This window comes from Sphingobacterium multivorum (assembly GCF_900457465.1).
GTDB classification, from domain to species: Bacteria; Bacteroidota; Bacteroidia; order Sphingobacteriales; family Sphingobacteriaceae; genus Sphingobacterium; species Sphingobacterium multivorum.
Genome location: NZ_UAUU01000011.1, coordinates 794056 through 806152 on the forward strand (window position 1 = coordinate 794056; position 12097 = coordinate 806152).

The 12097-nt window shown below is 38.2% G+C and carries 15 protein-coding genes; 5 read left to right on the top strand and 10 right to left on the bottom strand.

Translation table 11 applies throughout. The annotated features are described in order from the left end of the window. Positions 1-8: 8 nt before the first annotated feature. Both DTA23_RS20570 and DTA23_RS20575 read right to left on the bottom strand, forming a co-directional pair. The gene (locus DTA23_RS20570) at positions 9-275 is read right to left on the bottom strand and encodes a hypothetical protein (RefSeq protein ID WP_139145015.1); all 267 of its coding nucleotides are present in this window, start codon (positions 273-275) and stop codon (positions 9-11) included. 61 nt (positions 276-336) lie between these two features. Continuing rightward, the gene (locus tag DTA23_RS20575; protein ID WP_112375882.1) at positions 337-1245 is read right to left on the bottom strand and encodes a diacylglycerol/lipid kinase family protein; all 909 of its coding nucleotides are present in this window, start codon (positions 1243-1245) and stop codon (positions 337-339) included. A 51-nt stretch (positions 1246-1296) separates the two neighbouring features. Between DTA23_RS20575 and surE the strand changes: the two genes are divergently transcribed. Then, positions 1297-2031: a 5'/3'-nucleotidase SurE gene (surE, locus tag DTA23_RS20580; RefSeq protein ID WP_112375883.1), complete on the top strand. Its 735-nt coding sequence runs from the start codon at positions 1297-1299 to the stop codon at positions 2029-2031. Between the two features lie 70 nt (positions 2032-2101). Here the strand turns inward: surE and DTA23_RS20585 are convergent, their stop codons facing one another. Both DTA23_RS20585 and DTA23_RS30590 read right to left on the bottom strand, forming a co-directional pair. Continuing rightward, positions 2102-3298 carry a GAF domain-containing sensor histidine kinase gene (locus DTA23_RS20585; protein ID WP_112375884.1) on the bottom strand — a complete coding sequence of 399 codons (1197 nt, stop codon included), beginning with the start codon at positions 3296-3298 and terminating at the stop codon, positions 2102-2104. Positions 3299-3336: 38 nt separating this feature from the next. Further along, complete coding sequence (locus DTA23_RS30590; protein ID WP_112375885.1) at positions 3337-3516, bottom strand: lmo0937 family membrane protein; 180 nt, start codon at positions 3514-3516, stop codon at positions 3337-3339. Between the two features lie 238 nt (positions 3517-3754). Here DTA23_RS30590 and DTA23_RS20595 point away from each other — a divergent pair, with 238 nt between their 5' ends. Next, positions 3755-4096 carry a DUF4377 domain-containing protein gene (locus DTA23_RS20595; protein WP_112375886.1) on the top strand — a complete coding sequence of 114 codons (342 nt, stop codon included), beginning with the start codon at positions 3755-3757 and terminating at the stop codon, positions 4094-4096. Positions 4097-4306: 210 nt separating this feature from the next. On the opposite strand, the gene DTA23_RS20600 is transcribed toward DTA23_RS20595, so the two are convergent. Further along, the gene (locus DTA23_RS20600) at positions 4307-4945 is read right to left on the bottom strand and encodes an isochorismatase family protein (RefSeq protein WP_112375887.1); all 639 of its coding nucleotides are present in this window, start codon (positions 4943-4945) and stop codon (positions 4307-4309) included. 701 nt (positions 4946-5646) lie between these two features. Between DTA23_RS20600 and DTA23_RS20610 the strand changes: the two genes are divergently transcribed. Genes DTA23_RS20610 through DTA23_RS20620 form a run of 3 tightly spaced genes read left to right on the top strand, consistent with a single transcriptional unit; the run spans position 5647 to position 7702 of the window. Then, positions 5647-6000 carry a hypothetical protein gene (locus DTA23_RS20610; protein ID WP_112375889.1) on the top strand — a complete coding sequence of 118 codons (354 nt, stop codon included), beginning with the start codon at positions 5647-5649 and terminating at the stop codon, positions 5998-6000. Next, positions 5961-6317, top strand: a complete 357-nt coding sequence (locus DTA23_RS30075; protein ID WP_174890606.1) for a TonB-dependent receptor plug domain-containing protein — start codon at positions 5961-5963, stop codon at positions 6315-6317. The genes DTA23_RS20610 and DTA23_RS30075 overlap by 40 nt, the downstream gene beginning before the upstream one ends. Continuing rightward, the gene (locus tag DTA23_RS20620; RefSeq protein WP_146753155.1) at positions 6287-7702 is read left to right on the top strand and encodes a TonB-dependent receptor; all 1416 of its coding nucleotides are present in this window, start codon (positions 6287-6289) and stop codon (positions 7700-7702) included. Before DTA23_RS30075 ends, DTA23_RS20620 begins: the two co-directional genes overlap by 31 nt. Positions 7703-7950: 248 nt before the next feature. Here the strand turns inward: DTA23_RS20620 and DTA23_RS20625 are convergent, their stop codons facing one another. The 5 genes from DTA23_RS20625 to DTA23_RS20640 form a co-directional block, all read right to left on the bottom strand. After that, positions 7951-8775: a helix-turn-helix domain-containing protein gene (locus DTA23_RS20625; RefSeq protein ID WP_112375892.1), complete on the bottom strand. Its 825-nt coding sequence runs from the start codon at positions 8773-8775 to the stop codon at positions 7951-7953. 124 nt (positions 8776-8899) lie between these two features. Beyond that, positions 8900-9175: a hypothetical protein gene (locus DTA23_RS27965; protein WP_218565428.1), complete on the bottom strand. Its 276-nt coding sequence runs from the start codon at positions 9173-9175 to the stop codon at positions 8900-8902. Further along, on the bottom strand, positions 9175-10140 hold the full coding sequence (locus tag DTA23_RS20630; protein WP_218565429.1) for an IS4 family transposase: 966 nt from the start codon (positions 10138-10140) through the stop codon (positions 9175-9177). Before DTA23_RS20630 ends, DTA23_RS27965 begins: the two co-directional genes overlap by 1 nt. A gap of 73 nt (positions 10141-10213) precedes the next feature. Beyond that, positions 10214-11245 (bottom strand): SDR family NAD(P)-dependent oxidoreductase, encoded by a 1032-nt coding sequence (locus DTA23_RS20635; protein WP_112375893.1) that lies wholly within the window; start codon positions 11243-11245, stop codon positions 10214-10216. A gap of 177 nt (positions 11246-11422) precedes the next feature. Then, complete coding sequence (locus DTA23_RS20640) at positions 11423-11932, bottom strand: STM3941 family protein (protein WP_112375894.1); 510 nt, start codon at positions 11930-11932, stop codon at positions 11423-11425. Positions 11933-12097: the final 165 nt, after the last annotated feature.

The following is a 12097-nucleotide window of genomic DNA, read 5'->3' on the forward strand; positions in this document are numbered from 1 at the left end:
GGCCCTATCTAGACATTGATATCACCCGAAAGATCAGGTTTATCTTCATCATCTTTTTCTTTCTGCTCGGCTTGCGCTTCCTCCCTGTCATGGGTACGATCATCTTTAATACCCGATTGATTGGTATTGGGATCTCTATCTTCTTTGGAAGTGCCCTCTTGTTGAGCTTCGGATAAGTCTGGGCTTGGCTCCCGTGGATCTGGGTTTGGAATGGCTGCGATGATAAGAACAAGCATGCCAACATGCGTTTCTTTGGTGTTTTTAGATCTGTTCATTTTAACGAGTTTTTTAAAAAAGAACATTTTTTGATCCATTATCGTTGGTTCAAATCATATTTTATTTATTGCCAGTGACAATTTCAACTATACCTTCGAGCGAGGTAAGCTTCAATTGTTGGCCGAAGTAACTCTTGTGCTCATCATCGATGTGTATTTCGTTGCCTTCCCATTCCATCGCCAATCGACTAGCCCGGATAGGTTTTATTTTAAATTCGACGTTGGTTCCATTCAATAGTCCATCGATATAGCTAATAAGTTCCTGGCGTTGATCGACAGTGACAATGATGATATCAAATTGTCCATCTCCAGGGGCAGCGTCAGCAGCAAGAACTAGCCGCGGTCCCATACTTGATATATTCATGATCTCAACAAGTATGCAATCTTTTTCATAATTATTTCCAGCCACTGTGAGTCTTAGTGTGGTAGCTCGGAATGTTTCTACCAGTTTGCGAAGCTGCCTTAGTGCGGTTTTGATTTCATCTTCTGCGCTCAGCTCTTCTGTATTTTTTTTATCCATTTTCTTCATCAGTAAAGGAAATACACCAAAGCCAATGGATTCAATAAAATACAACGGCTTTCTTTCTAGCCCCATAACCATTCCTACATCGAATTTTTTAAGTTGGCAATTTTTCCAGAGATCGATAGCTTTTTCAATGTTCAAAGGAATACCAAGAGAAATAGCAATATTGTTTGCAGTGCCTTGTGGGAGTATGGCGATTGGCCTTTTAAATCGTAGTTTTTTTTCCAATAGCGCCATAATTACCATTCTTATAGTCCCATCACCGCCAGCAAGGGCAATGATGTCTGTCTGCGGGTCGATTTTTTTGACAGCATCTTTTTTGGTTACTACAATGCAATTGTGGCCAAGATCTTCAATCAATTGGCATAGTTCATCTTTGTCTCCGTTTGAGTCATCCCCAGCAGCAGGATTATGTACTAACCTTATGTTTTTGCCATGTTCTTTCATAAAAGCTGAACAAAGCCTGCTTGAGATTGGTTTTCATAGAAAAGGACAGTTATGAATATACTTATTACCAATGATGATGGCATTTATTCACCGGGGATTGCGGCACTGGCAAATGCAGCAAAGGAGTTTGGGACGGTAATGATTGTTGCGCCCGATGTGGAGCAATCTTCTATGGGACATGCTATTACGCATTCCCGGCCCTTAAGCTACCGACGTGCACCGATAACTTTTGAGGATATTGAAGCGTTTAGGGTAAATGGCACTCCAGCAGACTGTGTGGCGTTGGGTCTACATATGTTTCCCGATACGCAGGTTGTACTTTCGGGTATTAACATGGGACCAAATTTAGGCAATTCCATGTGGCATTCCGGAACTTTGGCTGCGGCAAAGCAGGCGACACTGCTCGGTATTACCGGTATAGCATTGAGCACACCCGTAGGAAAGACCGAGCCGGATTTTGAAGGATTGTATCCGTGGACAACCGATGTGCTGAAGATTTTACTGAAAAATAAAGGCCCTGCTCTCTATAATGTGAATTTTCCAGCCAACCCGGAGGGGCTTTCCTGGACAAGACAATCAGTACGTTTATATGATGGCCGTGTGGTGCCCGGAGAGGATCCTATGGGAAGGAAAAACTATTGGATCACAGTGGTGCCATTAGAACCTGCTGAAAAAGGTACTGATCGCTGGGCAGTAGAACACAATTTGGTTTCTATTACGCCTTTACGTCTTGATCTTACTGCACATGATGAACTTGCAGCAAGGGAGACAGGCGAACATAAATAATAGGTAGTAATAAAAGAAAATACGATGGTAACAGCCGAAAATTTAATACGAAATCTTGGTTTATACTTTACTATTGAACAACTGTAGTTGAATCTATTGGGATCATCAGGTTAAAAGTTATTTTATTGTCCTTTAAATTTACGGCTATTTTTCCCTTATGAATTTTTACTATTTCACTCACAATAAACAATCCTAATCCGAGCCCATTACTATTGACTCCTTTTACAAAAGGTTTAAATAGATCTTTAAGATCCGAATATTGAGGATAGGAGACCTCATTTGTAACACTAAAAATGAAATTTTCTTTTTGAATGAATGCATTTATTTCGATATTTTGAAAAGGATTACCATGTTTTATCGCATTTCCAATTAAATTAGTGAATGCACGCCCCATTTTCTGATGATCACAAGGTACATCAACTGGAAGGTTGATGTTGGCAATTAGTGCTCTGTTATGTAATACTTCAAATTCAGATAAAATTTGCTTGATCAATGCATCCATGCGATAATGATCATTAATTCTAATTAGCTTGTCTTGAAGACGGATACTACTGAAATCTAAAATATCATCTATCACTCCTTTGACGCGTGATGAAGCCTCTTGTATTTTCTTTATTAAGTTTTTTTGGCTTTCATCTTTAATGTTTTCGCCAAGATATTGTGATATCACTTTTACGATGCTGACGGGATTATTTAAGTCGTGAGCCAAGGACGATAAAACAAGTTCTCTGTTTTTGGAATAATTAAGTTCCTGCTCCAATTTTTTCCTCGTATTTCTACGTTCAATAATGGTTTTGAAATCTATTGCAATCAAATCACTGCAAACAGGTAGCAGCGTCTCTAATTTAATTGGGTCGAAGTGTACTGGTTCAGCGTTCATGAAACTCAAGTGCCCAACAATAGAATTATTTTTGTTAATAATTGGGTAAGAGATATAGCTTTTTAAACCGAATTCGTGAAGAACTTGTGTCCATTCGTCGACAGAACACTGCTCGGTATCATCAATGTAAATAGGGGAGAAACCTTTCCTTATTTCCTGATATATTTTAACGTAGTGTTCACTATTTTTATTGACGATCTTCTGAGAATGATAATCGTAAACACACCAATTTCCCCATTTCCGGCCATCTTTCTTGCGTATCATGCCATATCTCATTTTCGTGTGGCCACATAAAGCCTCCAAAATTCTTTGACAGGAGTCGAAGTCGCTCTTCTGTTTATGCATATCGTACCATTGATTTTGATTTAATTGGCTTGGGATCGTCATCTTTATTGCCGGTCGATTGGTTTATTAATAGCTTTGATTTACTGTTGAGGTTGATGCACCTTAGAGTTGTTAAAACCCTTAATTGCACGAAATATAAACACTATCATCGCAAAAAATAAAAGTATATGAATAAAATCTTCAGTTATGAATCCGCCTAAAAAAGTGACCGCCCACATGATCACCATACCGATACCTGCCAAATATAATAGATCTTCCATATTAAATACGATTGTTTATTGAAGAACAATATTATCAGCGAATCGTTTCGTAATTTTATAACGCGATAGGAAAAACTACTAAAAAGAAGCTGTGTTAAGTGAACTCAAACGCTTTAAGAAGAATCATCAGGTTTGAAGATATTGAATATTGTTGTTATAAGCAATACTGATGCGCGTAAAATAGGTATAGTAAAGAATATATATAATGGTTATATTAGTTATTATTAAAATTTCTTTTATGAAACGTATAAACCAATTACTCAAGGGGCTTCTTGCCGTCTTCATTTTATTCTTTTTTATCCAGTGTAGCAAAAATTCTGCTGAAAGCAATGAGAAAATAATGATTGTGGGACCGCAGTTGGTTGATTGCGAAGGTGTAAGCCCAATGAAGTGCATGCAGGTTAAGGCGAAAGAATCAGATAACTGGGAATATTTTTATGGAAATATCCAGGGATTTAACTACGAATCAGGATATGAATATGTGATCAAAGTAAAGGTCGAAGAGGTCAGAAATCCTCCTGCTGATGGTTCATCTCAGCAATATACACTGATAACTCAAGTGTCAAAAACAAAAAAGTAATTTGATTATATACTAAGAAAGTCCCTTTTTGAGAGATTGGGACTTTTTTATTTTCTTATCCAGACTGCCAAACGGAAAAGACCTTTATTCCTTTAGGAAAAGGGTAAAAGTGATGAAAACGGATGATACGCTTTTTTTAAACGGAAGGTAATCTACGGAATAAGCTTATGTAAAAGCGATCCCGCAGATGGTTAAACAAAATAAAAATACTTATTTGCTTTCTAGTGCGACTTCCTGTGCTTTATAATAGCTTTCTATTAAAGCTTGATAATTAGGCATCACCAAGGAAAGTGCATGTGCATATTTCGCAGCGTCCGTATGTTTCCAACTTTTTAATATTTCACTAATTACAGCTGTGGTCGTAATGGGAATAACGCCTGCCAACTGTAATCGAGAAATTGTTACTTGTGTTGATAATGGACTCATATCGCCTGAAGCATCAATGACCGCAAAAACTTCATAACCTTCCGAAATTGCTGAAATGGCAGGAAACGCCACACAAACACTTGTTAATACACCTGCAATAACCAATTTTTTCTTACCAGTAGCTTTAACAGCTTCAACAAATGCAGGAGTGTCCCATGCATTTACTTCACCAGTACGTCCGACATATTGTGCATGTGGGGCATTTTCGTGGATTTCTGGCATCAATGGACCATTCGGACCCTTTGGTTCTGAAGCAGTTGTAATAACAGGAATGTTTTCAATAGCGGCGACCTGTGAAAGAGCGACTACATTACTTCTCAATGTAGGTACTTCAATATCTTTTACTGTCTGGAATAGACCACTTTGGTGATCGATCAATAAAAACGCTACATCGTCCGCGTTGATTCTTGTTGTAAGTGCCATGACTTTAAGATTTAAAATGTTAATACTAATTTTTTATAATGTCAATGTTTCCGGTATTCATGAAATCTGACCTAGAGGAACCTGTTTTCTTTTGTTTGATAAAGTTAGGGACTGTTGAAGCAGCAAAAAATGGAGTACAACAAGCATAAAACATAATGTACATTAAGATTTATTGCTGCTATTATCATTCTGCATCCTAATGGAATAATCGATGTAGTTATTCGATCGCTTATTATTCTAAATTTTTAGCTTTAAGTATTTCCCAACTTTACTATATTTGCCGCTAATAATAATTAGTCTAAATAGTAATTATGTCTTTTTGCAAAGCAGTATTTCCAGGATAGCAAGGTTTGGAAATAGAAGGACATCAATATGCAGACAGGGCAAATGATTTTTTAAACACCTTAAATACGTGAAAAAAACAACAAGATCTTGGTTTATTACCCAGAAGACAATATTGGCTAGTAGTCTATTGGTTTTAAGTTTTTCTATAATTCCAGCAATAAGTTTTTCCATGGAAAAACCGATGACTGTTAAGAAAAATGGTCATGGTCAAGAACCAGGATAATTAAGGGCAAAGTGAAAAATTCCGTGGGGAAAGGTTTGTCCAATGTGTATATCAATATTGATGGGATAAATAGTACCAAGACTGATAATGAGGGGAATTTATTTTTTCAAAGATTCCTAAAGGAATTCACTCCATGACCGTAAAGCATATTGGTTTTCAAGAAATCAGATCGCAGATCGCACTGGAAGGGGAAATTCTGGAGCTTCCGGACTTTGTCATGGAACAAACAAGTAATCATTTGAATGAAGTTGTCGTGACGGCGAGCAGATTGGCTGAAAGCATAGACGAAGTACCATCGTCAATTACCTATATCGGAGGTAAGACCTTAGAAGATCAGCGTCTGATAAATGACAACTTACCCAATATCCTAATGCAGAAAGTGCCAAGTATCTCTCCAAGTGAGGAAAGCCAAACAACTTCATCGCTAAAATACGTGGTCGGAATTTTTTGGTACTTATCGATGGGATTCCTCAATCTACTCCTTTAAGAAATGGCGGAAGAGATATGAAGACGATTGATGCTAGCGCAATTGACCATATCGAAGTCATCAACGGTGCCTCTGCAATGTATGGAAATGGTGCCGCCGGTGGTATAATTAATTACATTACAAAGAAGCCAAAGATAGACAAGAGTTTTCATTCGTCAACCTCTTTAAATAATTCCCTAAGCTTGGTCAAACCAAGTGAAACATATGGGTATAATTTGGCACAAGTATTTTCGGGATCGCAAAACAAGTTTGATTATGTCGTGCAAGGAAAGATGCGCGAACCGGCGTGGTCCGCAGCTCTGATGGCACCATTGTAAGTCCATTTTATGGTCTGGGCGAGACAAAAAGTTATAATACCTTGGCGAAGATCGGTTATCAGATTAACGATAATCATCGCATTGAATTGATGGGTAACTATTATAGAAGTGTTCAGGATAGTAAATACGTCGGCACTAAGGGGGAGTTTGGAAGTAAACCCGCTATTGGGATCCCTTCAGATACAGTGATTAATGGCGGAACACCTTACAATAAAGCTTTTCATGTAAAGTATGATGGCAACTTTGGTCGGACTTCAGCAAATATGAGTCTGTATTATGAAGATATGAACACGGTATTTGAAACCTACAACCAAACCTATTCAGATCATAAGGGAGCTAGACTAAATTTCAGTACGCCCTTTGATCTATCCAACAACAATAAAGTAACCTTAATTTATGGAGTAGATCTTTTAAAAGATCACACGGTTCAAAAAACGTTGAGCGATGAATTAGTGACACCCGATATGAACATGAAAAGTGGGGCTTTATATCTTCAAAGTAAATTTAATCTCGCCGATTACTGGATAGTGAAAGGTGGTGTGCGGTACGAAAACTTGGATTTTAAGGTAGGGGATCTGACAAAAGCAGGGAAAGTCACTCCGGGAGACAAGAGCAATTCAAATGCATTTGTATTCAATTTGGCAGGAAGGTATAATAAATTGAAATACCTACAGCCCTTTGCTTCATTTTCGCAAGGATATTCTATCGGCGATGTGGGGCTTGTATTGCGAAATGGAGTACCTTTGAGTCAAATCGATCCGAAGCCAGTAGTTGTCAATAACGTTGAGTTGGGTCTAAACGGGACCTATTCTATGTTGAGCTACCAATTGACAGGGTATTATAGCTCCTCCAAAAAAGGCAGTACGTTCGCAGAAACGTCAACACCTGGTAATTATGAATTGATTCAAGTGCCGCAACGTATTTACGGTTTGGAGTTTGTTGTCGATATTACTCCTGTTGACTGGTTCAAGTTTGGTACTATACTCGGGTACATGGATGGTAGGCAAGATTTGAAAAATGAGGGAAAGTATAAGGATAAATTGGACAACTCCATTATTTCGCCTTTTAAAATAAATATTAATGCCGATTTCAAATTGACAGATCGGTGGAACGTCTATCTCCAATATTTACATTTGGGTAAACGCGATGTTTTTCAACCTTCTGAATATAATTATGGCAAATACCCGATTTCGGGCTATGGGCTGATGGATTTCCAAACGCGCTATAAATTAAAGAATCTAGCTTTCATTTTTTCAGTTAATAATATCCTAAATAATGATTACTTCCCGCTGCACGCGGAGGTGAGAGGAGCCACCAATGAAGGCCGTTATTATGTAAAAGGAAGCGGGACAATAGCAAATTTAGGTATTCAATTGGATCTGTAATTATTTATCGTAATTTCTATATTGCAACTGGAATAAAATTCATAAAATAGAATTGATTCGAAGGTATTATAAGCTGCTCGCATTAGACGTATAAGAGTTGGATTCATCTGTGCTAGCTGATATATATGAGTTTTCAGTCTGCACGATGATAGGTGGCCTTTGAGATAAGCTTGCGCTCGCTATGATTTGTATTCAACGTTTTCAAATGCTTAATATGTATCCGGAATGAAATTCGCTATTAGACCTATTCAACATTTTTTCAAAGTCCCGATGCTAGCAGATCGGTAGGCCGTGTAACCAAAATGCTTTTTAAACGCATAGGAGAAATGTGAAAGATTTTCGAATCCTACCGCGTAACAAACTTCGATTGGTTTCATTCTTTTTTCAACAAATTGATAGTGTGCTAGCTCCAATCGTTTTTTTGTTAACCATCGCTGCGGTGTGAGGTTGAAAATCTTGCTAAAATCCCTTTTGAAGGTGGTTAAACTTCGTCCTGTCAGATAACCGAATTTTTCCAGCGATAAATTGAACATAAAGTTCTTTTCCATATAGCCTGCCAGGTCAATTTTGCCGGGTTCTTCAAAGTTAGCCAAAATAGGATCTATTTCTTTATCTATCGCCCGGAGGATACTGATTGCTTCCGTGATTTTCAGGGAGGCAATGTTCTCGGGCAGTTTCTGTAGTTCAAAATCAGGAATCAATGAGGAAAGACAGCTTTCCAGTAAAGGATGATTGTTAAAGCTGTATATCTTTTCCGATTTTCGAGCAGAAGGCTCTATGGTCAGATTTGCATAGAAATTTTTTAGCTTCTCACTCGTTAAGTGCATCACGACCGTTTTGTGAGGCTGTCCATCTTTTGGGTAGTTGATAATTGTTGCTAACTGATTTCTTGGAATTAGAAAAATATCACCTTTTTTAAACACGTAAGTAGCATCGGCTTGTACAATTTTTGTTTCGCCGGAAATAAACCAGATTAACATATGGCACTCGAAACTGATATCCGATTTGAAAAACTTATCCTCATAACAGGATAGCTTAATATCATCTGTTATATATTTTGCTTTATACTCCATGATTCGAATTTTCTGTTCGGCTTTAAAGGCATTGTGATGACATAAATATAAAAAATTAATAGCTAAATCTTTTATCGTAAGCCGTTTGGATATTAGTCGATATCACATCTGTCCTAAATAAATTTTAGGATTGGATTTCTGTGGTACAAGCATAGCTTTTTTCATCATTTCGATATTGACCCCTATTTTTCAATCTGCGAAGATCTTTAGCTGTTCCTTTTTTTCCTTTTATAGGCGGCCTGAGAAAGGGATCATCTATCCATTGCCAGATGTTTATTTTCACGAAGATATTCATTCTGATGAATGCGACCAGATTGGACAGGTTCCAGTCATATTTGGCTTTTTTTTGCAAGTATTTTAACAGTAATATGCCAATGAGTGAAGTCCAGATCTGGATCATCACTGCATTTTCAGAAGTCCTATGAATGTCGATACTTTTAAGCGCTGCTTTAGATGCTTGAAGAAGACTTCGATATGCCAGCGTTGTTTATAGATGTTTGCCACCAAAGAAGCCTTCCACTTCGTATTATTGGTCAAAAAGTGGTACTCATTGCCAGTAGTGCTGTCCCAAAAGTGGACTAGGCGTAGCGGTTTAGAATTGTATTTATTGCAGGCAGCACCGGATAGCTCAATGAGCTCATCCTTAAGGATCCCCTTTTCCATGAGTGCTTCACTCTGATAGGACTTGATAACCTTGTACTTCATATTAACTTTACTCCTGGTAACGAAGTAACACCCCCTGCTGTCCAAATCCCCAAGCCAGCTGTAATCCACGTAGCCACGGTCCACTACCACCACGCTTCCCTTGGAAAAACTGTAACTACCGGCTCGCTGGCTCTCATGTACTTTTCCATCGGTAATCTGCATAAAAACAGGTAGGCAGCCATCATAATCCAAGACAGTGTGCAGCTTTACGGCACCTTTGGTGCTGCGAAACTTTGCCCAGTCAAATACAGATAGACATAAGGGGATGATGCTTGCATCCATCAGATATACTTTACGCTTTAGCTGACCAAGATCTTTGCGAAAATGGGTGTCCTTTTGCCAAAGCCTATCCAAAACAGAATAGTAAAGATCTTTGAAAAGTTCATGGGTACGGTGTGTGTTGATATAGGATATATTAGACTTACTTGGAGCTCTTACTACACCTAAGTGGTTCAGATTACCAGTGGTACTGCGTAGACCGTTACTAATATCACGAACCGAATCTGCCGAGGAAAAATGACAGAAAAGCATACTGACTAGATGCGTCCAGCTGTTGATCCCTTTCTGATGTTTGTCACTTTTGTGCTTTGAAACCAAATCTTTGAATAATTCGCGGTCGATAAGAGATAAAATCTGACTAAAAACATTTAAATTTATCATGGCGGTGTGTTATAATTTTGCAATTTAAATATAGCAACTTTGCTATATCCAATCACCGCCACTTTTTAAACGTTTAGGACGCAAGTGAGTCGATATTGAACTTTACTCCGATCATTTCTTCACTAAGGTGCCAAAGGCGTTTTGCTGAATCTTTATCCAATGAATATTGTTGGACACCGTTCTGATGCAGTTTTGTATGGGTTGGGATTAAAGGATCTGTTGGTAGCAACTCTGCGATATCGTTATCTTCCAGATATACACCGCCTATTTCATCTAATAACGGACTGGTCGCTGCAAAAACCGTAGTCGCAGCACCTTGTGGAATGGTCTTCAATGCAGCCATTATCGCTGGGTGTATATTTCCATTTTCATCTAAAAATCCTAACTTCCTCCATTGTTCCGGGTCTGCATCCCGCCCCAATTCTGTACCTCCGATCGAGCCGGGATGTAAAGAATACGCCCTTATATTAAAATCTTTGGCTCGGTTATCTAGCTCTAAAGTGAAAAGATTGCTTGCCGTTTTTGATTGACCATAAGCCTGAAGAGTTTCATATTCGCGATTTTCAAAATTTGGATCTTCAAAATTGAAGGAAGAATTATGGTGTCCAAGAGAAGATACATTGACAACTCGTGCAGCACCCGCCTGTTTTAATGCGGGCCACAGTCTAGCTGTAAGATGAAATTGCCCTAAATAATTTGTCGCTAGTTGCGATTCAATTCCACGTTGGTCACGCTGCAAAGGGACCCACATAATACCGGCATTGTTGATTAGTAAATGAAGTGGTCTGCCTGATAAAATGAATTTTCTAGCAAATCTGTCAATAGAAGCTGGTTCAATCATATCCACTTCTTCGATTTCGATATTTACTATACCTGCTAAATTTACTTTTGCTTTTTCAACGTTTCTTGCAAGAACGATAACAGTTGCACCGGCAGAAGCGAGCGTTTTGGTAGTTTCAAGTCCGATTCCCGTATTACCTCCCGTTACAATTGCGATTTTATTGCTTAGATCAATTCCTTTAATGACGTCCTCGGAAGTAGATTTTGCTGTGAAGTCAGAACCGATTGGTTTCTGTAATGCCCCTTGATAATTGTTTGCTTTCATTTTTAAAAATTTGATTTTGTTAAGACAAAGGTAGGAGGGATTTTGACGCAGGGTTTTGTTTAGACGTCCTAACTTACTTTGTTTAAAAGATCAATGAAAAATATTAGGCGAACAACTCATTCAATTGATTTGTACAGGTTTTGAACGATTTTGGGGGATCTAATCTTTTTCTTTTTACTATTGCTGATACCGCTGATAATATGATTCAATGAGGTTTTTGAGCTCATTGAAGTCAAGCGACAACTGATCGGATGAAATGGCTATTCCATTTTCGAGCACATGTTGTTGTACTTGTGGAGCGAACTGCTGGATATAATTTTCGGGATTGTGTAGCTTCAAAAAAACAAAATGGACACCATGGGCCATCCCTGTTGAGACGGATTGAATCGCAGTCCATTTTACTGTCCCAACCTTTATTCCTACTGGTGTACCGTTATATCGAATACCATCTGCGTTTAATAGGAGGCCGGTTCGATTTTTATTAAATAGGGCCTTTATACCACCAATCAGACAATAACACCCTAAGCCTCCTAAGGTCAACATCAGTGACCCAGGGAAAATTCTTATTTTTTCGGCGACAAAGAAGATATAGTAGGCAAATGCCAAAGCCGCTATCGTCATCAGCAAACCAAACAGCGCTAATTTCAGGCGCTTTTTATTATCAAATTCTATGATAGTCTCATTCATAATTCACTTTTTCTTCTATGTATTTATAGGACTAAATTAGAATAACTTTCCTCAAATTTTCAAGGGAATTCCAATTCGTGGTGAATCGTTTTAAATTCGCGGTATTTTAATGTCTATCTGTATTTAAACTATTTTCTAAACTCAATTATATCCAGCGCTATGCCT